The sequence below is a fragment of the Xanthomonas sp. D-36-1 genome (genome assembly GCF_017746155.1).
GTDB classification, from domain to species: Bacteria; Pseudomonadota; Gammaproteobacteria; order Xanthomonadales; family Xanthomonadaceae; genus Xanthomonas; species Xanthomonas cissicola.
In genome coordinates, this window is sequence record NZ_JAGHWR010000030.1 from 123,703 (window position 1) to 148,859 (window position 25,157).

At 66.9% G+C, this 25,157-nt stretch carries 17 protein-coding genes and 1 pseudogene; 5 read left to right on the forward strand and 13 right to left on the reverse strand.

The annotated features are described in order from the left end of the window. The 3 genes and pseudogenes from J7367_RS09940 to J7367_RS09950 form a co-directional block, all read left to right on the forward strand. Positions 1–384 carry an SH3 domain-containing protein gene (locus tag J7367_RS09940; RefSeq protein WP_003486396.1) on the forward strand — a complete coding sequence of 128 codons (384 nt, stop codon included), beginning with the start codon at positions 1–3 and terminating at the stop codon, positions 382–384. After that, positions 381–1,898 carry a dihydrolipoamide acetyltransferase family protein gene (locus tag J7367_RS09945; protein ID WP_057658774.1) on the forward strand — a complete coding sequence of 506 codons (1,518 nt, stop codon included), beginning with the start codon at positions 381–383 and terminating at the stop codon, positions 1,896–1,898. Before J7367_RS09940 ends, J7367_RS09945 begins: the two co-directional genes overlap by 4 nt. A gap of 452 nt (positions 1,899–2,350) precedes the next feature. Next, positions 2,351–3,577, forward strand: a pseudogene (locus J7367_RS09950) (DEAD/DEAH box helicase); the annotation flags it as partial. Between the two features lie 427 nt (positions 3,578–4,004). Here the strand turns inward: J7367_RS09950 and J7367_RS09955 are convergent. From J7367_RS09955 to J7367_RS09975, 5 genes are all read right to left on the reverse strand, one after another. Next, positions 4,005–4,340, reverse strand: a complete 336-nt coding sequence (locus tag J7367_RS09955; RefSeq protein ID WP_007967804.1) for a DUF6172 family protein — start codon at positions 4,338–4,340, stop codon at positions 4,005–4,007. A gap of 169 nt (positions 4,341–4,509) precedes the next feature. Next, on the reverse strand, positions 4,510–5,334 hold the full coding sequence (locus J7367_RS09960) for an oxidoreductase (RefSeq protein ID WP_057658908.1): 825 nt from the start codon (positions 5,332–5,334) through the stop codon (positions 4,510–4,512). Between the two features lie 131 nt (positions 5,335–5,465). Continuing rightward, entirely contained in the window at positions 5,466–8,564 is a 3,099-nt protein-coding gene (locus J7367_RS09965; RefSeq protein WP_057658779.1) for an efflux RND transporter permease subunit, read from the reverse strand. Further along, the gene (locus J7367_RS09970; protein WP_057658781.1) at positions 8,561–9,709 is read right to left on the reverse strand and encodes an efflux RND transporter periplasmic adaptor subunit; all 1,149 of its coding nucleotides are present in this window, start codon (positions 9,707–9,709) and stop codon (positions 8,561–8,563) included. The genes J7367_RS09965 and J7367_RS09970 overlap by 4 nt, the downstream gene beginning before the upstream one ends. A gap of 77 nt (positions 9,710–9,786) precedes the next feature. Further along, complete coding sequence (locus tag J7367_RS09975) at positions 9,787–10,404, reverse strand: TetR/AcrR family transcriptional regulator (protein WP_057658784.1); 618 nt, start codon at positions 10,402–10,404, stop codon at positions 9,787–9,789. 86 nt (positions 10,405–10,490) lie between these two features. On the opposite strand from J7367_RS09975, the gene J7367_RS09980 reads away from it, so the two are divergent. After that, positions 10,491–12,005: an efflux transporter outer membrane subunit gene (locus J7367_RS09980; protein ID WP_057658786.1), complete on the forward strand. Its 1,515-nt coding sequence runs from the start codon at positions 10,491–10,493 to the stop codon at positions 12,003–12,005. A gap of 123 nt (positions 12,006–12,128) precedes the next feature. On the opposite strand, the gene J7367_RS09985 is transcribed toward J7367_RS09980, so the two are convergent. Both J7367_RS09985 and J7367_RS09990 read right to left on the reverse strand, forming a co-directional pair. Further along, positions 12,129–12,560 carry a VirK family protein gene (locus tag J7367_RS09985; protein WP_017156537.1) on the reverse strand — a complete coding sequence of 144 codons (432 nt, stop codon included), beginning with the start codon at positions 12,558–12,560 and terminating at the stop codon, positions 12,129–12,131. Positions 12,561–12,787: 227 nt separating this feature from the next. Next, positions 12,788–14,197, reverse strand: a complete 1,410-nt coding sequence (locus J7367_RS09990; RefSeq protein WP_057658787.1) for an FAD/NAD(P)-binding protein — start codon at positions 14,195–14,197, stop codon at positions 12,788–12,790. Positions 14,198–14,580: 383 nt separating this feature from the next. On the opposite strand from J7367_RS09990, the gene J7367_RS09995 reads away from it, so the two are divergent. After that, the gene (locus J7367_RS09995) at positions 14,581–15,339 is read left to right on the forward strand and encodes an SDR family oxidoreductase (RefSeq protein WP_057658789.1); all 759 of its coding nucleotides are present in this window, start codon (positions 14,581–14,583) and stop codon (positions 15,337–15,339) included. A 371-nt stretch (positions 15,340–15,710) separates the two neighbouring features. Here the strand turns inward: J7367_RS09995 and J7367_RS10000 are convergent, their stop codons facing one another. The 6 genes from J7367_RS10000 to treZ all read right to left on the reverse strand — a co-directional run bounded on the left by J7367_RS10000 (position 15,711) and on the right by treZ (position 25,156). Beyond that, positions 15,711–16,343, reverse strand: coding sequence for an NAD(P)H-binding protein (locus tag J7367_RS10000; protein WP_057658910.1), 633 nt, complete (start codon positions 16,341–16,343; stop codon positions 15,711–15,713). A gap of 16 nt (positions 16,344–16,359) precedes the next feature. Continuing rightward, a complete protein-coding gene (gene glgX / locus J7367_RS10005; RefSeq protein WP_057658791.1) occupies positions 16,360–18,522 on the reverse strand; it encodes a glycogen debranching protein GlgX in 2,163 nt (720 codons plus the stop codon). Positions 18,523–18,639: 117 nt separating this feature from the next. After that, positions 18,640–18,825: a DUF2934 domain-containing protein gene (locus J7367_RS10010; RefSeq protein WP_008575499.1), complete on the reverse strand. Its 186-nt coding sequence runs from the start codon at positions 18,823–18,825 to the stop codon at positions 18,640–18,642. A gap of 21 nt (positions 18,826–18,846) precedes the next feature. Further along, positions 18,847–21,456, reverse strand: a complete 2,610-nt coding sequence (gene treY, locus J7367_RS10015) for a malto-oligosyltrehalose synthase (RefSeq protein WP_057658793.1) — start codon at positions 21,454–21,456, stop codon at positions 18,847–18,849. Further along, positions 21,453–23,402, reverse strand: a complete 1,950-nt coding sequence (locus tag J7367_RS10020; protein WP_007974851.1) for a 4-alpha-glucanotransferase — start codon at positions 23,400–23,402, stop codon at positions 21,453–21,455. The genes treY and J7367_RS10020 overlap by 4 nt, the downstream gene beginning before the upstream one ends. Then, positions 23,399–25,156: a malto-oligosyltrehalose trehalohydrolase gene (gene treZ / locus J7367_RS10025; RefSeq protein WP_057658795.1), complete on the reverse strand. Its 1,758-nt coding sequence runs from the start codon at positions 25,154–25,156 to the stop codon at positions 23,399–23,401. Before treZ ends, J7367_RS10020 begins: the two co-directional genes overlap by 4 nt. Position 25,157: the final 1 nt, after the last annotated feature.

Consider the following 25,157-nt stretch of genomic DNA (forward strand, 5'->3'; position numbering starts at 1 on the left):
ATGCGCGCCCGTCTGCTTTGCGACCATCGCGCCGCCTACGCCAACCCGGTCCGCTTCCAGGCAGGCCAGCAGGTCGGCTTAGGGGTGCGCGACGAAGAATGGCCGGCGTTTGCCTGGGTCACGACCGATAGCGGCCGCGCCGGTTGGGCACCGTTGGCATGGTTGCGCCCGTTGGGGGACGGCCGCGCCGAAGCCCTGCGCGACTACGACGCACGCGAACTCGATGCCCAGACAGGCGAGGACGTGTTGCTGCATCACGAACACGGTGGCTGGTGGTGGTCCGAGCGTGCCGACGGCACGCAGGGCTGGCTGCCGGCCGCCGACCTTGAACTCCTCGACGACACCACGCCGCAGCTGCCTGCCGCGCAAGAGAATCTGCCATGAGCGACAACAAGAATTTCCACCTGCCCGACCTGGGCGAAGGCCTGCCCGACGCCACCATCGTTGAATGGTTCGTCAAGGAGGGCGACACCGTGCGCCTGGACGACCCGCTGGTGTCGATGGAAACCGCCAAGGCGGTGGTCGAAGTGCCCTCGCCGTTTTCCGGCACCGTGGTCAAGCTCGCCGGCGCTGCCGGGGATGTGATCGTGACCGGCTCGGTGCTGGCGCAGTTCGCGCTGGATGCCTCGCAGCCGCAGCGTGCCGATGGCCAGGACACCGGTCACGCACACGGTCCGGCGCCGACGCACTCCCCCACACCCAGCACCGGCGACAGTGCGGCCGGCCCCACTGCGCGCGTGGTCGCCTCCGACAACGGCGGCGAGATTGCCGATGCCGATGCTGGCGACAGCCAAGGCAATGGCGATCGCGACGATGCCGGCACCGTGGTCGGCGCAATGCAGAGCTCCAACGCCGTGCAGAGCGAGCAGGCCATCGCCGTCGGCGGCGTGCGCGCCATGCCGGTGGTGCGCGCGCTGGCGCGCAAGTTGCGCGTGGAGCTGGCACAGGTGCGCGCCACCGGGCCGGACGGCACGGTCACGCTGGCAGACGTCAAGCAGGCAGCGGCCGCCGGCACCGCGCAGCCCTCACCCGGCGTGCAGGGCGCGCCGACCTCTCCCGCCAGCGGGAGAGGTGGTCCGATCGGTGACGGTGCGAGAGCCGCGGGGATCACTGCCGACGGCAGGGATCGCCACGCAACAGCGGCCCTTCTCCCGCCGGCGGGAGAAGGTGCCCGCAAGGCGGATGATGGCGCCACTGCCCGCTCGCCGCTCTCGGCCAGCGGCAAGCCGATGCGCACCCAGTCGCCCGGCATCACCGCCAAAGGCCAACCCGAACAGCTCAGGGGCGTGCGTCGCAACATGGCACGCGTGATGGCCGATGCACACACCAAGGTGGTGCCGACCACGCTCAACGACGATGCCGATCTGCACGCCTGGCAGCCCGGCAACGATGTCACCGTGCGTCTGGTGCGTGGCATCGTGCGCGCTTGCCAGGCGGTGCCCGCACTCAATGCCTGGTTCGACGGCGATGCCCTCAGCCGCACCCTGCACCACCAGGTCGACATCGGCATTGCCGTGGATACCGAGGAAGGCTTGTTCGTGCCGGCGTTGCGCAACGCCGACATGCTGGACGCGCATGGCATCCGCGAAGGCGTCAACCGGCTGCGCCAGCAGGTGGAAAGCCGCAGCATCGCCGCGTCCGAACTGAGCGGCTACACCATCTCATTGTCCAACTTCGGCATGTTTGCCGGCCGCTACGCCACCCCGGTGGTGGTGCCGCCCTGCGTGGCGATCGTGGCCGCCGGCCGCGCGCGCTACCAGCTCACCCCGGTGATGGGCGGGGTGGAAACCCACAAGGTGATGCCGCTGTCGCTGACCTTCGATCATCGCGCCGCCACCGGCGGTGAAGCAGCGCGCTTCCTGCGCGCCTTGCTGGACGATCTGGCGTTGGCGAATTAAGCGGCGCGGCTCACGAACGACTGCGCTCACCGCCAGGTGGGCGCAGCCGGCCTTGTATTTCCATCGCCACACGAACACCTTGGCGGGTGCGGTGCCCTCGCCGATGATGTGGTCGTAGGGCGGCATGGATACGCCATCGAGCCCCATGGACGGGTTCATGGCATGTCCCGCGGGCGGTGAGAGCATCGCCCCCTCGACCAGCTCAGCGTAGGTGCGCAAGGGCCTGTCGAGATGGTCGGTACTTGTTTATGGGCAGTACACGACGCCCTGGCGCCCAATGACGCACTGATTCGCTCTTTTCGATTTACCCGCCCATCGATCAATGTCGCCGTGCTTCCCGACATGGCGGCGGGTGCCACCGTGCCGCCGCGGATGATCAACGCGATGCTGGGCAGCAGCCTCGCGTGACGTACCACCGATCATTGCAGTACGAATGCCTGGATAATCGGTGCATGTCATTTTCCGATCTCTCGCTGTCGCCGCAGCTGCAGCCGTTCTTCGATACCGCGCTGGCCAAGGCCGGTCTGCGCACACCCACACCCATCCAGCAGCAGGCGATCCCGCCGATGCTGGCTGGGCGCGATCTGATTGCGATGGCGCAGACCGGCTCGGGCAAGACCCTGGCCTATGCGCTGCCGCTGCTGCAGCAGCGCTGCCTGGCGCCCGACACCGCCCCGCGCGTACTCGGCACGCTGGTGCTGGTGCCCACGCGCGAACTCGCCGCGCAGGTGGAGGACACGCTGCGCCAGCTGGCCGCGCATCTGCCGCGTCGCCTGAAGAGCGTGGTCGTCACCGGCGGCAGTTCGATCAATCCACAGCTGCTGGCGCTACGCGGTGGCGCCGACATCGTGGTGGCCACGCCCGGCCGGCTGCTGGATCTGGTCGAGCACAACGCGCTGCGCCTGAGCGAGGTGACCACGCTGGTGCTGGACGAAGCCGACCGCCTGCTCGAGCTGGGCTTCGGTGCCGAACTCGATCGCATCCTGGCCTTGCTGCCCGCGCAGCGGCAGACCGTGCTGTTTTCAGCCACCTTTCCGCCCGCCATCGCGTCGCTGGCCAAGCGTCGCCTGCGCGACCCGTTGCGCATCACCATCGACGCCACGCCCGAACAGGCACCGGCGATCGCGCAACGCGCCATCGCAGTGGATGCCGGCCAGCGCACGCAGCTGCTACGTCACCTGCTACTGGAACACGCGTGGCCGCAACTGCTGGTCTTCGTCGCCAGCCGCCACAGCGCCGAGAAGGTTGCCGAGAAATTGAGCAAGACCGGCATCGCCGCCTTGCCGCTGCACGGCGAATTGAGCCAGGGCCGCCGCGAACGCACGCTACGCGCCTTCAAACAGGCGGACGTGCAGGTGCTGGTCGCCACCGACCTGGCCGGACGCGGCATCGATATCGACGCCTTGCCGGCGGTGCTCAATTACGATCTGCCCCGTTCCACTGTCGACTACACCCACCGCATCGGCCGCACCGCACGCGCCGGTGCCAGCGGCGTGGCGATCAGCTTCGTCACGGCAGACAGCGCCCAGCAGTGGCGGTTGATCGAGAAACGCCAGGGTCTGCGCGTGCCGACCAGTGTGATCGAAGGTTTCGAGCCGATCCCGGTCGAGGCGCCTGCCTCCGACACTGCGCCCGGCGCAGCGATGCGTGCACCGAATGACAACGGCGGCATCAAGGGCTAGCGACCGAGCAAGAAGGACAAACTGCGCGCCGCGGCGCAGGCGCAGGCTGACAGACCGCACTGAGCACGGCCACAACACGGCACAAGCACACCATCAACCGGTTGTGCACGGCTCACCCGGGCCGATGCGTGCTCGCGGCACTGGCCGCCATCTCGCGCAAGCAGGCGGGCGGCTGCGCACGCGATCGCCAGCGGCCCGAGCGCATGCCCAAGATCGCGACACTGCAGCCGACGTGCGCGCCGTACCATAACCGGCACAGCAAGCGCTTCATCCGTCCGATACAGCGCAGATCACGCGCTACGCGTCGTCGGCCGGTAACGGTCTGGACGGTGGTGGAGGGTCAGGTGGCTGCGGCAACGGCTCGCAGCCACGAGATGAAACGCGTCGCCATCGGGCGGTATGCCGCGCGGTGGCGACGAAAGCCTCAATCCTGCTCGAAATCCAGCTCGCCATCACCGAGCGCATGATCGCTCTCTGCGCGTGGCGTGCGCTTGCCCGGCTTGCGCAGGATTTCGACGAAGAACTGCTCGCCACCGTCGGCAACAAGCGCGTTGATCGAGCGGATCAGCTCGGCCGGCGGCAGTGCCACGGCATTGGCCTCATCCACACCGAAGCGCATGTCGAAGTCCCAATAGTCCGCGCCGGCCGGCAGCTCCTTGCGGCGCTCGCGGCGGATGTACTTGCGGATATCGTGCTTGCTGGATTCCAGCAGACGATCGCGGTTCTTGCCTTCGAGGTTGAGCTGGTAGGTCTTGCGCATGGCGACATCGGTGGTGGGGACTGGCCGCCTATTGTGAGGCCAAGGCGGCAGCCTCGGTGAATCCAGCATCGAGTGGCGCTGCAGAACAGCCAAATGGCGGCATGCGCGCCTGCACTGACGCAATCACGCGGCACAGCCCAATCGCCGCGTTCTCGGCCGCATCGGCGCCCTACCCGTCCCGCCGCATCTCACCGCAGCCGAGCTGCTTGCGCAGGCTGCCGTCCACCGCGCTGGCGGGCAGGAACCGGCGCAGCTTGCTCAGCAGCGAAGCCTGCCCGGCGGGTGTGCGGCGCATGCGCCACCTGCCCAGCGCCGCCTCCACCACGGTGGCGGCCACACCATGCGGTTCCGGCGCGGTGTCGATGCTGTGGGTGACTGCCCGCGCCACCACGCCGCGCTCGCGGTCGTAATCGGCAATGGTGGCCTGCGCCGCCGGCGAATTGCTGCCCAGGCTGGTTTTCGTATACGCAGGCTCCACCAGCGTCACGCGAATGCCGAATTGACGCAGCTCGTGATCCAGCGTTTCCGACAGCCCTTCCACCGCATGTTTGGAGGCGGCATACACGCCCATGTACGGCGCCGGCAGGAACCCCAGCACCGAGCTGAGATTGACGATGCGGCCCTGGCCGCGTGCACGCATGTGCGGCAGCACGGCCTGCACGGTGCGCAGGATGCCGAGTACGTTGACGTCGAATAATGCGGCCGCTTCGTCGACGCTGGTTTCTTCGATGGCACCGACAAGATTGGCGCCTGCGTTGTTGACCAGCACATCGATGCGGCCCGCGCGGGCGATGATGCCATCGACCGCACGCTGTACCGATGTGGCATCGCGGATATCCATTTCCACCAGCTCCACAGCCGTCAACGGTGTGGCGCCGGCCAGGCAACGCACGCTGCCGTAAACGATGCAGCCGGTTCGGGCGAAATGTTCTGCGGCGGCACGGCCAATGCAGGACGACACGCCAGTGATCAGCACAACGGTCTGCTGTTGCATTGCGGTTCCTTCAATCAAGACAAAGACATCGGCGATACGCGTGCGGCTGCAGGGCATGCGTCTGGAAGGCGGTGACGATGGAGCGCGACATTGCGCTGCGACGGCACCGTGGCCACCGTCACAGAAGTGCTTCATGCCAGCCGGGCAATTGCCGGCGCGTTATTCCCTTTGCCGGGATCGGGCCGGATCTTGAACCAGATCGAATACATCGCCGGCAGGAACACCAGGGTCAACACGGTGCCGGCCAACGTGCCGCCGATCAGCGTGTAGGCCAAGGTGCCCCAGAACACGGAATGGGTGAGTGGAATGAATGCCAGGATCGCCGCCAGTGCCGTCAGAATCACCGGACGCGCACGCTGCACGGTGGCTTCCACCAACGCATGGAAGGGATCCAGACCCTCGGCTTCGTTGTGATGGATCTGTCCGATCAGGATCAGCGTGTTGCGCATCAGGATGCCCGACAGTGCAATCAATCCCACCAGCGCATTGATGCCGAACGGCTGCTGGAACAGGATCAAGGTCGGCACCACACCGATCAGGCCGAGCGGGCTGGTGAGAAACACCATCACCATCGCCGAGATCGAACGCACCTGCAGGATGATGATGAGCAACGTGGCCGCCAGCATGATCGGGAACAGCGGCAGCATCGCAGTGGTGGCCTTGCCGGATTCCTCGATGGCACCTGCTTGGGTAATTTGATAACCGCTGGGCAGTGTGGCGATAAGCGGCTGCAGCTGTTTGCTGATCGCCGCCGATACGTCCGGCGGCTGCAGTTGGTCGTCGACATCGCCGCCCACCGTGATGGTCGGCACGCGGTCGCGGCGCCGCATGATCGGCTCTTCCATGCGGATATCCACCTTGCCCACCTGCGCCAATGGCACGCGTTGGCCATTGGCGCCGGCCAGGGTGAAATCGGCGATGCGTGCCGGATCCAGGCGGGTATCGCCGGCCGAGCGTGCCACCACCTGCACGCTGCGGATATCCTCGCGCACCAGCGTGATCGGCACGCCGCTGAGCAGGAACTGCAACTGCTGGGCGACCGCGGTCGAACTCAGCCCCACCGCCTGCAGGCGGTCTTGATCCAGGCTGAAATGCAGCGTTGGCGTGCGGACACCCCAATCGGTGTTGACGGTGCGCAGCATCGGGCTGCCGCGCATGACCTGTTCCACCTTGCCGGCGATGCCACGCACGACCTGCGGCTCGGGGCCGCTGACGCGGTACGCCACCGGAAAGCGCGAGTACGGACCGAAGGTGAGCTGGGTCACGCGCACGCGCGCTTCGGAGGCCAGGCCTTCGGCGACGGCCTGACGCAGCCGCAACTTCAAGATGTCGCGTTGGTGCTGGTCGTCGGTACGCACCACGATCTTGGCGAACGACGGGTCCGGCAACTCCGGCCCCATCGCCAGGAAGAAGCGCGGCGCACCCTGCCCGATGTAGGCGGTGACGATCCTGGCTTCGTCCTGCTTGGCCAGCCACGCTTCCACCTTGGCCGTGGCCGCGCTGGTCTGGTTGATCGAGGTGCCGTACGGCAATTGCACTTCGACCAGCACTTCGGGGCGGTCGGAGATCGGGAAGAACTGCTTCTTGACGATGCCCATGCCAAGGATCGCCAGCACGAACAGGCCCACCACCGAGCCTGCCACCAGCCACTTGCGCGCAATGACCCGCGCCAGCGCATCGCGGAAGCGGTTGTAGCGCGGGGTGTCGTACATCGCGGCGTGGCCGCCTTCGATCTTCTTCATCTCCGGCAGCATCTTCACGCCCAGGTACGGCGTGAACACGACCGCCACCACCCAGGACACGATCAACGCAATGCCCACGATCCAGAACATGTTGCTGGTGTATTCGCCGGCAGTGGAAGCGGCAAAGCCGTTCGGCATGAAGCCCACCGCAGTGACCAGCGTGCCGGACAACATCGGTGCGGCGGTATGGCTCCACGCATACGCCGAGGCGGCAACCCGGCTATAGCCTTCTTCCATCTTCACCACCATCATCTCGATGGCGATGATGGCGTCGTCCACCAACAGGCCCAGCGCCAGGATCAAGGAGCCAAGCGTGATGCGGTCGAAGTTCTTTCCCGTCGCCAGCATCACCACGAATACCGCGGCCAACGTCAGCGGCACCGCGGCGGCCACCACGATGCCCACGCGCCAGCCCATGCTGACGAAGCACACCAGCATCACCACCAGCAACGCGACGAAGAACTTGGTCATGAATTCGCCGACCGATGCATCGATGTTGACGGCCTGGTCGGTGACCTTGCTCAGGCTCATGCCCAGCGGCAGCTCGGCATTGATCGCGCCCACTTCGGCGTCGAACGATTTGCCCAGGTCCAGGCCATTCCAGCCATCGCGCATGATGATGCCCAGCAACAACGCCGGTTCGCCGCCGCTGCGGATCATGAAGGTGGACGGATCTTCGTAGCCGCGTTCGACGGTGGCGATATCGGACAATTTCATCGTGCGGCCCTGCACCACCAACGGGGTGTCGCGGATCTTCTGCAGGCTGTCGAGCGCGCCATCCAGGCGAATGAACACCTGTGGCCCGCGCGTTTCCACCGAGCCGGCCGCATTCAACGCGTTTTGCGCGTTGAGGGCGGCAAACACGTCCTGCGGGCTGACGCCCAGCGTGGCCAGACGCTCGTGCGAGAACTCGACAAAGATGCGCTCGGGCTGCTCGCCGATGATGTTGACCTTCTTGACGCCTGGCACGTGCAGGATGCGCTGGCGCAGGGTCTCGGCATCGCGTGCCAGCAAGCGCTGCGGCTCGCCCTTGGCCTTGAGCGCGAACAGCGCGAAGGTGACGTCGGCATATTCGTCGTTGATCAGCGGCCCGATCACGCCTGCCGGCAGGTTGGCCACTTCATCGCCAGCCTTCTTGCGCGCTTGGTAGAACTGCTCCTGCACCTTACCAGGCGGGGTGCTGTCCATCAAGGTCAGCGTCGTGAACGCAAGACCCGGGCGCGTGTAGGTTTCGGTACGGTCGTACCAGCGCAGCTCCTGCATGCGCTTTTCGAGTTTCTCGGCCACCTGGTCCTGCATTTCCTGCGGCGTGGCGCCCGGCCAGGCGGTCACGATCGTCATCACCTTGATGGTGAATGCCGGATCTTCGGCGCGACCGAGCTTGAGAAACGCGACCAGGCCGGCCAGCGAAATCAGGAAGATCAGAAACAGCGTGATGGAGCGCTCGCGCACGGCAAGCGCCGACAGATTGAATCGGCCCTCGCTCACGGTTGCGCTCCTGTCGCCTTGACGGTGCTGCCAGCACTGGCCGTGCTGCGACCGGCCGCGCTTTCGCCGGCAATGCGGACCTGCTCGCCTTCGCGCAACAGATGCGCCCCCAACGCCACGATGCGCTCGCCGCGTGCCAGCTTGCCGGTAACGTTGGCGTGGTCATCGTCCAGGCCCAGCACCGTGACCGGCCGCCAGCTCACCTTGGTCGGGTTGCCGGCAATCACCCACACGCCCGGCCCCTTGCCGGCGCCGAACAGCGCGGCCAGCGGTACCTGCAGGCCGGCCTGGTTCGCCGAGGCGGTGCCGCCGGGTACGCGCACGCTGACCGTGGTGCCGAGCGGCGCCTGCGCCAGCGCGCAGTCCAGCACGTAGCGTGCCTCGAAGGTGCGCGTGAGCCGGTCGGCACTCTCGGACAGCTGGCGCAAGGTGGCCGGCACGCTGACGGCGGCGTTGCCGAACAGCGTGGCCTGGGCCACCGAGCCGACCTGCGGGCGCAGGGTTTCCGGCAGCTGGATCACCGCCTCGCGCGGGCCGGCGTGCGCCAGCCGCACCACGGTCTGCCCGGCCGCGACCACCTGGCCCGGCTCGACCAGCGTTTCCATCACCACGCCATCGGCATCGGCCAGCAGGTCGGTGTAGCGGTTGGCGTTGCGCGCCACGTCGGCCTGAGCCTGGGCGGCGCTCAGCTGCGCCTTGGCCGCATCGGCGGCGGCCTTGATCTGGTCGTAGGCCGAGGCCGAGATGGCGCCGGTGCCGCGCAGGTCGCGGTAGCGGGCCTCATCTTCGGCGGTCTGCTGCGCGCGGGCGCGCGCGGCGGCCACCGCGTCCTGCTGCGCACGGGCAGCCAGCTGCAGATCCACCGGGTCGATGCGCATCAGCGCTTGCCCGCGCTTGACGCGCTGCCCGGCATCGACCAGCCGCTCGGACACCTTGCCGGCCACACGGAAGCCCAGATCGCTCTGGACCCGCGCCGCGACCGTGCCGGAGAAGCTGCGCGCCGCACTGCTGGCGTCGCCCACCGTGGCCGCCCGTACCAGCGGTGCGGCGGTGCGTGGATCGGTCTGCGCCTTGCCACCGCAGGCGCTCAGCGCCAGCGGCAGGACACAAAGGAGGGTAGAGGCGACAAGGCGGCGGCGACGCATGGCAATCCCGGAGCGATCGGATGAAGGCTCGCATCCTGAGACTTGTGACTAAATCAGTCAATAGTCACAAGCGGTTTTTATGGCGACAGGCTCCGCAATACCAGGCTGGACAACAGCAGCGGCACGTCGCCGGCATGATCCAGGCTGTGCTGCAGCAGCACCGGGTTGATGTAAGGACGCATCACCAGATAGGTGGCCTGGGTCAGTTCGTCCAGCGGCGTCTTGCGCTCGAAATCACCGTTCTGGCGCCCTTGCACCAGGATCTCCTGCAGCAGTGCCTGGATGTGGCCCTCGTACGCGATGACTGGCGGCCAGCGCTCGGTCGCGGCCGAGGTGGCGATCTCGTACAACTTGCGCTCGCGCGAGTACAGTCGCAGGCTCGCCTCGATAATGGTCTTGAAAAGGCTACGCAATTTCTCTGGCGGCGACGCCGCAGCAGACACCGCGGCCAGTACTTCGGCCTCGATCTCCCCCAGGCAGTGCGAGCAGATCATCTCGCCGATGGCCTGCTTGGACTCGAAGAACTTGTAGATGTAGGCCTTGGAAAAACCGATCTCCCTTGCCAGGTCGGACACGGCCGTCTTTTCGTAGCCATAGCGGCTGAAATGCTCGGTGGCGGCCACGACGATCTGGTCGCGGACATCATGGTCGGCCGGGCCGCGGCCCGACACGGGATAGTTGGATGCTTTGCTCATCGCGACAGCTTAGCGCCGTCGTGTGCGACTTACAAAAGTGACTATTTCGTACTATAGTCACTCACCATCCGTCACTCGGCCCCGCCATGTCGTCACTCCGCACCCTCGCAGCGCTCGTTGCCGCCAGCCTCGTCACAGGCTGCGCGGTTGGTCCCGACTACGCCCGGCCGGAAGCGCCACTGCCGGACCGCTATATCGGCCAGGCAGACATCACACAGCGCCAGGCCGCAGTGCCCACCAACCTGCCGACCTGGTGGGACGGCTTCAACGATCCGGACCTGAGCCGCTACGTCAACGCGGCGCTGGCGCAAAACCTGGACCTGGCCCAAGCCGGGGCGCGCGTTGCCCAGGCGCGCGCCGGGCTGAGTGCCGCCACCGCCGCGCTGCTGCCGGCCGGCAACATCAGCGGCAGCGCCACGCGCGCCTACCAGTCGCTGGAAACACCGCTGGGCCAGGTGCTCGACAGCACCCCCAGCTTCGATCGCTACGCCAGCATCTACGAAGCCAACCTGGGTGCCAGCTGGGAGCTGGACCTGTTCGGGGGGCTGCGCCGCGGCCGCCAGGCGGCCTTGGCCGACTACCAGGCCACCGAAGCAGGTGCTGCCGCCACCCGTCTGGCAGTTGCCGCGCAGACCGCCGATATCTACATCAGCGTCCGCGGCTTGCAGGCGCGACTGGACGTGGCCCGGCGCCAGGTGACCACCCAGCAGGGCCTGCTCTCGATGGTGACGCTGCTGCACGGCAAGGGCCTGGCCGCCGAACTGCAACTGCAGCAGGCCCAGGGCGCGCTCGCGCAGGCGCAAGCCGGCGTGCCGCCTCTGGAAGCAGGCCTGGCTGCGGCAATGAACGCGCTGGACGTGATGCTTGGCGTGCCGCCCGGCACGCACCGCACCGAGCTGTCGGCGACCAGACCCATTCCGCCGGCCCCGCAGATCGCCGACAGCGGTACCCCCGGCGACTTGTTACGGCACCGGCCCGACCTGATCGTGGCCGAGCGCCGGCTGGCCGCCTCCAACGCGCGCATCGGCGTGGCGATGGCCGAGTACTACCCCAAATTTTCGCTCAGCGGCCTGCTTGGCAGCGCCACGGCCATCTCCGGTGCGAACCTGTTTACCAGCGACGCCGCGCAATCGACCGGCGTGCTCGGCCTGCGCTGGCGGCTGTTCGACTTCGGCCGCATCAATGCGCAGATCGCGCAGGCCAAGGGCCAGCAAGCCGAACAACTGGCGGCCTACCGCCTGGCGGTGCTGCGCGCCACCGAAGACGTCGAAAATGCGTTCACCGCACTGATCAAACGCGAGCAGCAAGCAGCGGTGCTGACGCAGGGCGTGGATGCACTCGGCAATGCGCGCAGCGCCTCTGCGCTGGCCTACGAAAAAGGGACCGTCAGCCTGATCGAAGTGCTCAATGCCGATGACAGCCTGCTACGCGCCTCCGACGCGCAGGCGCAGGCGCGCACCGAGGCTGCGCGCAGTGCGGTTGCGACCTTCAAGGCGCTGGGCGGCGGTTGGCAGGTCGGCCGTGCGGGTGAGGGTGAAGGTCCAATTGCTGTCGCCGTGGACAGCAACCGGCGCCACGACGACACGACAGCACCCGAGTGAATGACGCGCCACGCCGACGTTGATGGCGTCTGCGCAGGTCGCACCCACTGCTGCCGATGTTGCCGGGTGCACGCAACCGCAAGCGCTGGCCAACCGCCTCAGCGGATGGCTTGCCAGCCGTGCTCAATCGGCATGGAAGCGCACACCTGCATTGATCTTGCACTGATATGCCAACACCGGCCCGCGTTGCTGCAGTCCCGGCAAGTCGTACATGTAGGTGGTGAAGCGCAGCGTGTCATCCGGGCGCAATTGGTAGCGCATGAATTGCTGGATCGGCTTGCCGTCGTTGGCCACGGTGAAATGCGCATCGGAAAAGGCCAGGGTGCCGTCTGCGGTGATGCGATAGGCATCGATGTGGCGGCCGCCGCGGGTCTGGGTGGCCGGCGTGCCTTCTTCGGGCGTGCACCGTGCAAGGTCGGTGCTCACACTGACGTCGTAGCCGGCGTCCAGGGCAGCGACAACTTCGGCACGGTTATTCAGCGATTCGGTGGCCAGCGCAGGCAATGCACACGCGCACAGCGTGGCGAACAGCGCGGCAGGAACAAGACGTGGCATGGTGGACTCCAGGCAGAGAGGGATGCGATGGCTCGGGCGTGCATGCGCCCAGGACCGCCAACATGCCCCAGTTCGGCCTACGTGCGCGCGCGACACTACGCATCGCGCGGCATGAGTGCGCTTGCCGGCGGACGCCGCGCACAGATCCAGATGTCGGCCATCACGGCGCACGCGCAGGCGGCGCGATACGCGGTCGAGATCGTCAAGGATCTCGTCAATTGCCACACCTACAAACGCGCATTGACCTCGCGCGGCACGTGCTCGGGCGTGGGCTGTAATGCTGGCGTTGCGCCCAGCAACAAGCGGTCGGCCAATGCGCGCGTGGCCGCGCGCAGCTCGGGCACGGCGGTGATTTCCCAGTAACGCCCCCGCAAAAGTGGCCCGACGCAATACAGTCCCGGCACGATCTGACCGGCGCTATCGCGCACACGCAGTTGCGCATCGGTGTCCACGCCCAGGCCCAAGGGATCGGCACGCAACAGACCGGCTTCGCGCATGCCGGCGATCAAGGGATCGCTGGTGCGATCGATGTCGGTATCCAGTCCGGTGGCGCGAATCACTGCATCGTAATGACCGGTCTGCGCGTCGGCAGCACCACGCGGGCGGATCACCGCCTCCACGCCATCTGGCACCCAGCGCGCCCGCAGCAAGCGCGCAGAGACGATCTGCAACTGGCCCGATGCCTGCAGTTGCGCCAGCTGTTCGGCCGCACCGGGCGCCACGCGATGGCGCGCCACTTCCCAGTACGGGCGCAGATGGCGCAAAAAGCGTGCACGCTGGGGAAGTTCCAGGCGCTGCCACAGCGGCTGCAAATGCGGGCGCAGCGCATCCACCACGCGACGCCAATCGTCGACCACCGCACTGAGCTGACGCACCCCGCGCAGCAGGCCGCGCAGGTCGGCGTCCTTGAGCGCACGCTGCAGATGCGGCGGCAATTCCAATGCAGCGCCGGGCTGGCGCAGATGCGCCTGCGGTGCCAGCCCGCGCCGCGAAATCGCCAGCAGGCGGCCGCGATGACCGCGCGTGTGCAAGGTCAGCGCCACGTCCACCATGGTCAACCCGGTACCGACGATCAACACATCGTCGTCTGGCGACAACCGCGCCAACGCATCGCCCTGCCACGGCCACCCGATGTAACGTGGATGCACGCTCAAGCGCGGGCCGATACCCGCCAGCGCCTGCGGTTGCAGTGCGCCCACCGCCAGCACCACGCGATCGCTCTGGAAGGCATCGCCATTGGCCAGAAACACGCGGAACCCCTTGCGCACGCGCTCCACCGCTACCGCTTCCTGCGACAGCCGCATGATCGAGGCCTGCGCGCCGCTCACCGCCGCATCCAGCTCGCTACGCAGATAGTCGCCATAGGCCAGCCGTGGCAGGAACTCCAACCGGCCGCTCTCGCCCAGATGCAGGGTGTCGGCGAAGGCACCGGGCGCCTGCGCGTCGATACCCAGATCCTTGGCACGCACGTTGAGCAGATGCTCCGGCCGCGCTGCGCCGTAGGCGATCCCGCTACCGAAGGTCTCGGCCACGCCGACCAGCGTGATGCGTACCTGCGCATCGGCCGTCTGCGCCAGTGCACGGACCAGCGCGGTGCCGCAGAAGCCGGCGCCGATCACGGTGATATGGGTTTCCATGTGCAAATTCCGCTTGATGACTCGCACGTTGTGCCCGCAGCGCGCCGCCGGTGTGTAAACGTTTGGTTAGCGCCAAGCAATCAAAAACGCATGAGCTGATCGCCGGCAGTGATGAGGCAGGCGGGGCAGGCAACGCCGATCGCACGTGGCAGCGATATGACAGCGGTCGCCACCGTACGCGGTGTTGCTGCGTGCGTTTGTGCATGCCTGTTTTCTGCGGCGCTGCGCAATGTGGCAATGCGGCAATGCAAACCGCTGCAGCCAATGCCGATACAGCGCAAGCGTGCAGAGCGATCGTCGTCCGTGCCGCACTGGCGATACGCGTGGCGACCCCGTGGCGCGCGGCTATCGGATAATGCGGCTTTCCAAACCGAGCAGCCGCCATGTCCAACACCGCACTTCGTCCGCAACGCGTGTTGATTGCTGGCGGCAGCCGTGGCATCGGCCTGGCGATCGCCGAGGCGTTCGTGCGTAATGGCGCACAGGTTTCGATCTGCGCGCGCAATGCCGCCGGTCTTGCACAAGCTGCAGACGCACTGGCGGCGCAGGGCGACGCGGTGCATACACTGCCTTGCGACCTGGCAGACGCCACGCAGATCGATGCCTATGTGCACGCCGCAGCACAAGCGCTGGATGGGCTGGACGTGGTCATCAACAACGCTTCCGGCTTCGGACATGGCAACGACGATGCAAGCTGGCAGGCCGGCCTGGAGATCGACCTGATGGCCGCGGTGCGCTGCAACCGCGCCGCGCTGCCGTATTTGCGCCGCAGCGCGGCTGCGGTGATCCTCAACATCAGCTCGATCAATGCGCAACGCCCTACCCCACGCGCGATTGGCTATTCCACCGCCAAGGCGGCACTCAACTACTACACCACCACCCTGGCTGCAGAACTGGCGCGCGAGCGCATCCGCGTCAATGCAATCTCGCCTGGATCGATCGAATTTCCCGATGGACTATGGGACACGCGCAGCCGCGAGGAGCCGGAACTATATGCGCGCATCCGCGACAGCATCCCGTTCGGTGGCTTCGGACAGGTGCAGCATGTTGCCGATGCGGCCTTCTTTCTGGCATCGCCGCAGGCGAGTTGGATCACCGGGCAAGTGCTTGCAGTGGATGGCGGGCAATCCCTGGGGGTGTAAGCACGATCTGCTGGCGGAGATACCAATCGGCTGTACGCCGATTCGTAGGAGCGTGCCTGCGCGCGATAAAGCGTCATCGGTAACCCCTCGTCGCGCAGGCACGTTCCTACATACAGCAGGCAATCAGTTCTTCCATGCGCAACGTCCTTGCGACGAACGCAGGTGCTGATGGATAGTGGCTAGTCGTTGGGAAAGCGAGCACGTATTAGGGCTGGCGCGACGATGCCCGTCGACTGCACGCGGATCCGTAGGAGCGTGCCTGCGCGTGGTCAGGCTCCCTCGGCAACCCGTCGTCGCGCATAAGTACGCTCCACGACACGGCGGCTTGTCGCCTGGATCCGACGCCCTTGCGATAAAGGGGCGAGACAGCCTTAGCCAGCCAACTCCGCCGCCTCGACGTTGTGCTCACCCCGCGCCGGTGCCAGCGCAGCAGACACCATCGCCGCCGCAATCCGCTCGGCCGGATTGATGCGGAACCGGCGCGGCAGGACCGGGCCGAGTGCGCCAAGGACGAGACTGCCGATGTGCTCGCCGGTGCGAGGTTCTTCGCGTTCGCCGCCAATCAGCCCGGGCCGCACGAAGGTGAGCGAGGGGAAGCCGATCTCGCGCAGATCGCGTTCCAACTCGCCCTTGACGCGGCTGTAGAAGATGCGCGACTGCGCGTTGGCGCCTGCGGCCGAGTTCAGCACGAAGACCGAGGTGCCTTGCGCGCAGGCGGCGCGTGCGATGGCGAGCGGGTAATCGTGGTCGATACGATAGAACGCATCGCGCGAGCCGGCCTGTTTCATCGTGCTGCCCAACGCACAGATGGCCGCTTCCATGCGCGGTGCCGTCCAGTGATCGAGCCGTTCGAAATCGACCACCTGGTTGCGCAACTTGGCGTGGATCTGCGCCAACGGCCGCCGCGTGATCGCAACCACGCCGGTGCAACGCGTATCGCCCAGCAATTGCTGCAGCACGTGCTTGCCGACCAAGCCGGTCGCCCCTGCCAACAGGACATCCATCAGGCCATCCTCGCCATCAGCGCGCTCCTTCGGAGACGATCCGCGCACTGCTGACGATGCGGTCGCGCTCCACGGCCAGCAGCGTCAGCGAATGCGCCGGGGCCTTCCATTCGCTGCCACCGGCCACCACGCGGCCGCCGTGGCGTGCGGTGTCCACCAGCACGCGCCAATGTTCGTCGTGCATGGCCGGCAGCGTAAACGACACGGCAGTGGAGGCGGCATTGATCAGCATCAACAGCGTCACGTTGGCGGCAATCTCGCGCAGGCCGGTAGTCGGCGAGCGGCCATCCAGACGTAGCATCAGCGCGCGCGCTTCCGGGTCGTGCCAGCCGGCTTCATCCATCTCGGTGCCGTTGGGCGCGAGCCAGGTCAGATCCTTCAGGCCCAGCGCTTCATCGAACTTGCCGTCGAAGAAACGCGCGCGATGCAGCAGCGGGTAGCGCTGCCGAATACGAATCAATCGGCGCACGAGTGCGGCCTGGTCGGCGGCGGCCGCCTTGGTGGCGGCGGTCCAGTCGATCCAGGTCAGCTCGTTGTCCTGGCAATAGGCGTTGTTGTTGCCGTTCTGGCTATGGCCGAACTCATCGCCGGCCAGCAGCATCGGCGTGCCCTGCGACAACAGCAAGGTGGCGAGCAGGTTGCGCATCTGCTGGCGCCGCAGCTGCTTGATCGCCGGGTCGTTGGTCTCGCCTTCCACGCCATAGTTGGACGAAATGTTGTGGTCGCTGCCGTCCCTGCCGTCTTCGCCATTGGCGAGATTGTGCTTGCCTTCGTAGCTAACCAGATCGCGCAGGGTGAAGCCGTCATGCGCGGTAACGAAATTGACCGATGCGGTTGGGCGGCGGCCGCTGTGATCGAACAGGTCCGCAGAACCGGTGAGGCGCGTGGCCAACTCGGCCAGCTGGCCGCCGTCGCCGCGCCAGAACGCGCGCACGTTGTCACGGAACTTGTCGTTCCATTCCACCCAGCCCGGCGGAAAGTTGCCCACCTGATAACCGCCGGGTCCGATATCCCACGGCTCGGCGATCAACTTGGTCTGGCTGAGCACCGGGTCCTGGCGCACCGCATCCAGGAAACTGCCGGACGGATCGAAGCCATAGCGTTCGCGGCCCAGGATGCTGGCCAGATCGAAACGGAAGCCGTCCACGTGCATTTCCTGCACCCAGTAACGCAGCGAATCCATCACCATGCGCAGCGCGCCGACGTTGGTGAGGTCGAAGGTGTTACCGGTGCCGGTGTCGTTGATGTAGAAGCGGCGATCGTCGGCCAGGCGGTAATAGCTGGCGTTGTCGATCCCCTTGAACGAGAGCGTGGGCCCGAGCTCGTTGCCTTCGGCAGTGTGGTTGTAGACCACGTCCAGCAGCACTTCCAGGCCGGCGTGATGCAGGCGCGCCACCATCTGCTTGAACTCGGCCACGGTGCGCGTGGACATGTAACGCGCCTGCGGCGCAAAAAAGCCCAGCGTGTTGTAGCCCCAGTAATTGCGCAGGCCTTTTTCCAGCAGATATTGATCGTCGACGAATGCATGTACCGGCAGCAATTCCACTGCGGTGACGCCGAGCGAACTGATGTGGTCGATCAATTCGTCGGTTTTCAGTGCCGAGAAGGTGCCGCGCTCTTCCGGCGGCACCGCCGGGTGCAACATGCTCAGGCCGCGTACATGCGCTTCGTAGATCACCGTGCGGTTCCACGGGGTCTGCGGCGGGCGGTCCTGGCCCCAGGTGAAGGCCGGGTCGATCACCGCAGACTTGGGCATGAACGCGGCGCTGTCGCGGCGGTCGAAGCTCAGATCCTTGTCGCGATGACCGATGGTGTAGCCGAACAGGTGTGGCGCCCATTTGAGTTCGCCAACGATCTGCTTGGCATACGGGTCCAACAGCAACTTATTGTGATTGAAGCGGTGCCCGGCATCGGGCGCATATGGGCCGTGTACGCGGTAGCCGTACAACTGGCCAGGGCGTGCATCGGGCAGGTAGCCGTGCCAGACCTCGTCGGTGTATTCGGGGAGCGCGATGCGCTCCTGTTCGCGGCCACGTTCGTCGAACAGACACAGCTCCACCCGGGTGGCATTGCGCGAATACAGCGCGAAGTTGACGCCCAACCCATCCCAGGTGGCGCCGAGCGGGTTGGGACGGCCTTCGCGAATGCGCGAGCGCTGGGTGAACTTGCGAGTGGCCATCGGTGACTCCTTAGAACGGTGAACGCAAACGGTGCGCGATTTTGCACTGGCGGAGCGATCCGCCGCACATGGGCCGGCCCGCAACCGGCAGGCCCATGCACGCTGCCAGACACGCCGTTACTGGCGTGCAGCGATCGGTGTGGCCGCGTATTCGGCGGCCTGTTCGGCGGCGCGCTCTTCGGCCTCCACCAGCCGCTCGGCCATGGCCCAATGGCGGTCCGCGTGCCCGTCCGGGCGGCCCTCCGCCTCCCAAATTTCCCGTGCCAACTGGGCAAGCCGCGCCTGCCGTTCCATGTCATTCATTGCGTACGTTTCTCTCGGGGGTCAATTGTCTTGGGACAGCAACACTGCCACCGGCGCACGTGCAAACAGCGTAGATAGCGCCACGCGGCCGCGCTGCGACTGCAGCGTGCTGCCATCGAGCACATTACGGTATGTGCCCTCGCCCAATGCCAACGACGCCTGACCCCAGGTGGCAGGCGCCACCAGCAATGGCAGATCGCCCTCGCCCTCAACGCCAGCGCCCAGCCGCGTGACGGCCACCACCAGCGACTGACCGCGATACTGGCGACGGAATGCCAGCACCTGTGCATCGCCGCTGATCGCGATGTTCAAGGGCTGGTAGTCGCCCTTCGCAAACAGCGCTGGAAATTCGCCGCGCAACTGCAGCAACAGCGCCGTCAGGCGGGCCTTGACCGCGCCATCGCGCCAGCTGCGCAGCAACCCGGTGAAGTCGCGCGCCTGCTGCAGCCATTGCTGGCGCTGGGCGTAATCCACCGGACGGCGGTTGTCCGGATCCACCAGCGACAGATCCCAGCCTTCGGTACCCTGGTACAGGTCGGGCACACCGGGCACGGTCAGGCGCAAGGTGGTTTGCACCAGGCTGTTGCGTGCCCCAGCGGCAGCGATGTGGTTGCTGGCGCGCAGCATCGCACGCCGCAGCGGCAGCCCGGCACGGCTGCACAGCACCTGCTCCACGGTGGCCTGCACGGCTTGCTCATAGGCCGGCGAGCCGTCGGTCCAGCTGGTGTGCAGCTTGGCTTCGCGCACCGCCTTGAGCAGCCATTGCGCAATGCGCTCGGCGTAGTCGGCAAGCGGTTCGGTCTGATCGGCGCCCAGGCCGATCGGCCACGCCGCCACCAGGGTCTGCCATAGCATCTGCTGGTCGCCGCCAGCCAGGGCCGGCGATTGGAGCGCGTCGGCCAGCGCATCGAACTGGGCGCTCTGCTCGATCCACCAGCGCGGTTGCTCGGACAATACCGCCAACCGCATGCGCAGGTCTTCGCCACGCTTGTGGTCGTGGGTGGCGGTGGCCAGCAACGCGCGTGGGTAGTGCTTGGCACGCTCGAGATTCTGCGCGTGGAACTCGGCCGCGTCGTTGGCGAAATGGGTGGGATGGCTGCCGACCTCGTTGCGCGACAGCAGCACGCCATGCCGGTAGAACGCGGTGTCTTCCACCGACTTGGCATTGAGCGGTGCGGACAGCTGCTCCACGCGACGGCGCAGGATGCGCCGCAAGGCGATCTGCGCACGGTCTGCGCCGGCATCGTCGAGCAACCACCGCTCGATCGCATCCACGGCCGCCACGATCGACTCCGGCATCCCCTCGCGCGCCTTTGCCGCGGTGGCGCGCAAACGCTCCGCCTCGCTGCCGGTGATGCCCTTGGCACCGGCATAGGTGCGGTACACCGGGAACCAGCGCAGCAACACGCACAAGCCGCGCGCCAGCATCTGCGGGCTGAACTCGCGCGTGGGCGGATCCAGCCGCGCCAACGCCGACAATGCACCCACGGCGCGATTGAATTCGCTCTGCAGCGGGCCACGCAGGATTTCATCGCGGGCGGTGCGTTCTTCCTGCGCGAAATCGCCACTGCGTCCGCTCACCTTCTGCCATGCACGCGCCAATGGCTTGAAGCCGGCGGCGCCGTGCAGCAGCCCGCCCACCTGGTCCATGAAGTCGTAACCGGTGGTGCCATCGCACGGCCAGTCGGCCGGCAGATGCTCGCCCGGTGCGAGGATCTTTTCCAGGTACAGGCCCAATGTGCCGGGCTTGAGCCCACGCGTGCGGCCGGCCGCATCCAGCCGGCTGCGCAGCTTGCGCACGTAGCCGGTGGGGTCGGTGAGCCCATCCACGTGGTCGATGCGCAAGCCGTCCAGATGGCCTTCGGCCACCAGCCGCAGCGGCAACGCGTGCACCGCGTCGAACACCGCCGGCAATTCCACCCGCAAGGCCACCAGCGAGGTGATATCGAAGAAGCGGCGGTAGTTGAGCATGTCGTTGCCCACGCGCCACCAGTTCAGGCGATACGGCTGGCGTTCGATCAACTTGTGCAGGCGGCCGTCTCCGCGTTTGGCGCCGTCGTTGTAGTCGCGCAGCCACTGCGCACGTGCGGCTCTTTCGGGGATGTCCAGCGTCTGCGGACGAATCGGGTAACGCTGGTCGTAATGCGCCAACGCCGCGCTGCCGTCGTCTTCGATCACCAGCGTGATCAGGCCTTCGGCCAGCGCCGTCGCATAGGGGCGGTCCAGGACTGCCAGCCACAGTTTGCCGTCGCGCCCAGGCGCGCGCCAATCGATGTCGAACCAGTCGGCGTGCTTGGCGCTGCGGCCATTGCGCAGCACATCCCACCACCACGCATTCTGCGCATGCGTGGCCATGTGGTTGGGCACGATGTCGGCGATCAGGCCCATGCCGTGTTCGCGCGCGGCCTGCGAGAGCGCCACCAAGGCGTCTTCGCCGCCGAGTTCGGGATTGACCACGGTCGGGTCGATGTTGTCGTAGCCGTGCGTGGAGCCCGGCACGGCCGTGCCGATCGGCGACAGGTACAGGTGACTGATGCCCAGGCCTGCGTAGTACGGCACCTGCGCGAGCGCATCTTGCAGGGTGAAGCCGGCATGCAGCTGCAGGCGGGCGGTAGCGCGGAGGTCGATCATGGATGCGGTTCCGAAACGGCCGCGACGCGACGCGCCTCGGCAAAGCCCTGCAGCGCCGAACTCAGGCGCGCATGCGGCAAGGGATCGGGCAGGCGTCGACGCCAGTTGGGATGCACTTCGACGGTGCCCGGCAGGTTGGGTTGTTCGTCCAGGGCCAGTGCGTCTTCCACCGGCAACAAGGCCAGCGGCGAGACACTGGTGGCGGTGAAGCGCAACGCGCCCAGCAGCGGGTCGCGCGTACTGCTCAGGCCGGCGTGTTCGACAGCGGCATCCAGCCGTGCCACATCCTTGTCGCGCGCGGCGGCATCGTCGCTGGCCTGTGCAGGCTGGATCAATTCCAGCTTGCGCCGCCATTCGATATCGCGGCCGGTGCGCCAGCCGGTGAGCGTGGGCAGATCGTGCGTGGTGGTGGTGGCGATGGCGTCCGGCCGCCACAGCGCCGGCGAGACGAATGCGCCATCGTCGTTGCGGGTGAACATCAACACATCGATGCCCATCACCCCCCGCTGCGAGAGTTCTTCGCGGATGCCCGGCGGCACCACGCCCAGATCCTCGCCGATGACGATCGCCCGGTGCCGCCACGATTCCAGCGCGAGCAGGTTGAGCAGATCATGCAACGGGTAGGCCAGATACGCACCTTCGTTGGAGCTGGCGCCATCGGGCACCACCCATAGCCGCATCAGGCCCAGGATGTGATCGATGCGGATGCCGCCGCGGTCGCGCAGCACCGCGCGCAACAACGCGATATACGGCGCGTAGCCGCTGCGCCGCAGCGCAGTGGGCGAATACGCACCGATGCCCCAATGCTGACCATCGGCATTGAAGGCATCCGGCGGCGCGCCCAGCACCAGACCGCGCAATACGGTATCGGCGGCCGCGGCGGCTTCGGCGCCGTTGGGGTCGAAGCCCACCGCCAGATCGGCGATCAACCCGATCTTCATGCCGCGCTCGTGGGCCTCGCGTTGCGCATCGGACCAGCTGCGCGCTGCCAGCCACTGCGTGAACACATGCAGCTGCGGATCGTTGTCGCCGAAGTCCTGCGCAGCAAAGCGTGCAAAGCCCTGCAGCGCTGCGCCGCCTGCGTTGCGGAAGGCGACCAGATCGGCATGATCGGGCGAAACGCGTGTGTACAACTGGCGCAGCAATTCCCACTTGGCGTGCGCCGAGGCCTGCCAGTCGATCAATGCAGCGTTGTGCAAGCCATCGAAACGTTCGCGCAGGCCGGGCACCGCATTGATTGCATCCAGCGCCAGTTCGCCAAGGATGCGCACCGGTGCGGCATGCAAGGGATCGAGAAAGCGCCGATCGCTGGGCGAATACGGGCTGTAACCGCCCGTCACCGGGCGCGAGGCGTGCACCGGACTCAATGCCAGGGCGTCGGCGCCGGCCAAGGCCGCGTGCCGCAACCATTCCACCGTGCCGGCGGCATCGCCGATACCGCCGTCGTCCAGGCTGCGTGCCGAATACACCTGCAGCGCCATGCCCCAGGCACGCGGCGATGGCTGGCCACAGGCATCGGCCACGCTGAAGCAGCGTGGCGGCGCCACGGCCACCTGCTGGGTGATCGCGCCGATCTGCAGCGTCCAGTAACCGAAACGCTGCGGCGCGCGCACGTGCCCTTGCGCATCGGCGCGTGCGTCGTCGCTGGCACCGCTGTCGTCGGTCCAGCGGCCGCTGGCATGCGCCTCCACGCGCAACGGCAGCGGCTCGCCCACCTGCACCGTCAACAGCGGTGCGGCTTCAGCAGCCTGTGCCTGGCAGCGGCGCAAGCTATCGGCGCGTTGCGCCGCGGTGGCGGCGGGCAATTCCAACGCGCTGAGTACCGCATGCACCGATTGCTCGCAGACCTGCCGCGGCTGGTCGCTGGCATCCACCCAATCCACCATGACCCCAGCCGCGGCGGCCAGGGTGCCGAGATCGTCCCCGCCGGGGTCGCGCGCACTCATGCCTGCGCCTCGTGCCAGGCGACGAAGCCATCGACCGGCAAGTGCTGCGCATCGGCAGCCACGTTTTCGACATGCGCCACGCGTCCGCGCACCGGCGGCAACGGCACCGACTGGTTGCCCACGTTGAAGGCGATATGCCACAGCCCGCCCGGCAGCTCCCACGTGGCCGTCACCGCGCCATCGGCCAGCACGCTGGCCCGCACCGCACGCGCTTGCGCCAGGCCCGGCACCAGCCACTGACGACGCACGTCCAGCAGCGCCTTGAACCAGCTTGCCCACTGCGCGCCGTCGCCATGCGCGGCATCGGCAATCGGCGAACGCGAGGCCGCGAACGTGGAATGGCTGTTCGGGTCCGGAATGGTGGCGCGCTGGGCTTCATCGGCGAACGCGGCAAAGTGCGCGAACTCGCGCCGGCGCCCTTCGCGCACCGCCTCGTCCAGCGGCGGGCCGAAGTCGGTGAAGAACAGGAACGGTTGCTTGGCGCCCCACGGTTCGCCCATGAAAAACAGCGGAATCATCGGCGTCAATGCCGTCAGCGCCAAGGCCGCGCGCAAACGTTGTGGCGACACCAGCACGGTCAGCCGCTCGCCGCGGGCGCGGTTGCCGATCTGGTCGTGATTCTGCGCAAACACCACGAACTTGTGCGGCGGCAAGGCGCCACTGGGTTCGCCCCGCACATGGCCGCGCGGGTCCGGCTCGCCCTGATAGGCAAACCCTTCGCCCAGCACGCGTGCCAGGTGTTCAGTCGGCTTGTCGGCGAACGCAGCGTAATAGCCTTCCTCTTCGCCGGTGAGCAGCACATGCAGGGCGTTATGGAAGTCGTCGTCCCACTGCGCGGTATAGCCACGCTGCAGTTGCGAGGCCTGGTTGGCCTCGTTTTCCAGCACCAGATGCACATGCCGCCCGGCCGGCAGGCTGGCCTCGATGGTCTCGCGCAAGGTATCCAGGAACGCGTTCGGCGATATCGCGTGCACCGCATCCAGGCGCAGGCCGTCGAAGCCGTATTCGTGCAGCCACATCAATGCGTTGTCGAGAAAATACCGCTGCACCGGCGGCTTGCGGAAATCGATCGCCGCACCCCACGGGGTGGGCTTGTCTTCGTTGAAGAACGGCGCGGCGTAGCTATGCAGGTAATTGCCGTCCGGGCCGAAGTGGTTGTAGACCACATCCAGCAACACCATCAGGCCGTGCCCGTGCGCGGCATCGATCAGCGCCTTCAGTTCGTCCGGTGTGCCATAGGCTTCCACCGGTGCATACGGCAGTACGCCGTCGTAGCCCCAGTTGTGCGCGCCGGGAAACGCGCTCAACGGCATCAGTTCGATGGCGGTGATGCCCATTGCCGCCAGCTGCGGCAATTGCGCCTGCACACCGGCATAGCCGCCGCACGTGCCGACATGCACTTCGTAGATCACCGCCTCGTCCCACGGCCGCCCCTGCCACTGGGTGTTTTGCCAGGCATAGCCGTCGGTTGGCTGTACCGCGCTGGGGCCGTGCACGCCTTCGGGCTGCCAGCGCGAGGCTGGGTCCGGGACCGGCTCGCCGCCGTCGACGCTGTAGCGGTAACGCGCATCGGCGGCGCAGTCGATGAGGGCGCTGAAGAAACCGTCCTGTCCCGCCTGCAGCGCGCTGCGCGCGCCGTTGGCGAAGACCACATCCACGTTCTTGGCCTCTGGAGCCCAGAGCGCAAAGCGCACCTGTCCCTCACCCGCCGGCCAGGCGCCCCAGGCCGGTGTGATCGCATTGCGCTGGTTCATC

Coding starts and splice junctions, on each gene's coding strand:
- J7367_RS09940 (WP_003486396.1), top strand. CDS start 1: ATGCGCGCCCGTCTGCTTTGCGACCATCGCGCCGCCTACGCCAACCCG.
- J7367_RS09945 (WP_057658774.1), top strand. CDS start 381: ATGAGCGACAACAAGAATTTCCACCTGCCCGACCTGGGCGAAGGCCTG.
- J7367_RS09955 (WP_007967804.1), bottom strand. CDS start 4,340: ATGCGCAAGACCTACCAGCTCAACCTCGAAGGCAAGAACCGCGATCGT.
- J7367_RS09960 (WP_057658908.1), bottom strand. CDS start 5,334: ATGCAACAGCAGACCGTTGTGCTGATCACTGGCGTGTCGTCCTGCATT.
- J7367_RS09970 (WP_057658781.1), bottom strand. CDS start 9,709: ATGCGTCGCCGCCGCCTTGTCGCCTCTACCCTCCTTTGTGTCCTGCCG.
- J7367_RS09975 (WP_057658784.1), bottom strand. CDS start 10,404: ATGAGCAAAGCATCCAACTATCCCGTGTCGGGCCGCGGCCCGGCCGAC.
- J7367_RS09980 (WP_057658786.1), top strand. CDS start 10,491: ATGTCGTCACTCCGCACCCTCGCAGCGCTCGTTGCCGCCAGCCTCGTC.
- J7367_RS09985 (WP_017156537.1), bottom strand. CDS start 12,560: ATGCCACGTCTTGTTCCTGCCGCGCTGTTCGCCACGCTGTGCGCGTGT.
- J7367_RS09990 (WP_057658787.1), bottom strand. CDS start 14,197: ATGGAAACCCATATCACCGTGATCGGCGCCGGCTTCTGCGGCACCGCG.
- J7367_RS09995 (WP_057658789.1), top strand. CDS start 14,581: ATGTCCAACACCGCACTTCGTCCGCAACGCGTGTTGATTGCTGGCGGC.
- J7367_RS10000 (WP_057658910.1), bottom strand. CDS start 16,343: ATGGATGTCCTGTTGGCAGGGGCGACCGGCTTGGTCGGCAAGCACGTG.
- glgX (WP_057658791.1), bottom strand. CDS start 18,522: ATGGCCACTCGCAAGTTCACCCAGCGCTCGCGCATTCGCGAAGGCCGT.
- J7367_RS10010 (WP_008575499.1), bottom strand. CDS start 18,825: ATGAATGACATGGAACGGCAGGCGCGGCTTGCCCAGTTGGCACGGGAA.
- treY (WP_057658793.1), bottom strand. CDS start 21,456: ATGATCGACCTCCGCGCTACCGCCCGCCTGCAGCTGCATGCCGGCTTC.
- J7367_RS10020 (WP_007974851.1), bottom strand. CDS start 23,402: ATGAGTGCGCGCGACCCCGGCGGGGACGATCTCGGCACCCTGGCCGCC.
- treZ (WP_057658795.1), bottom strand. CDS start 25,156: ATGAACCAGCGCAATGCGATCACACCGGCCTGGGGCGCCTGGCCGGCG.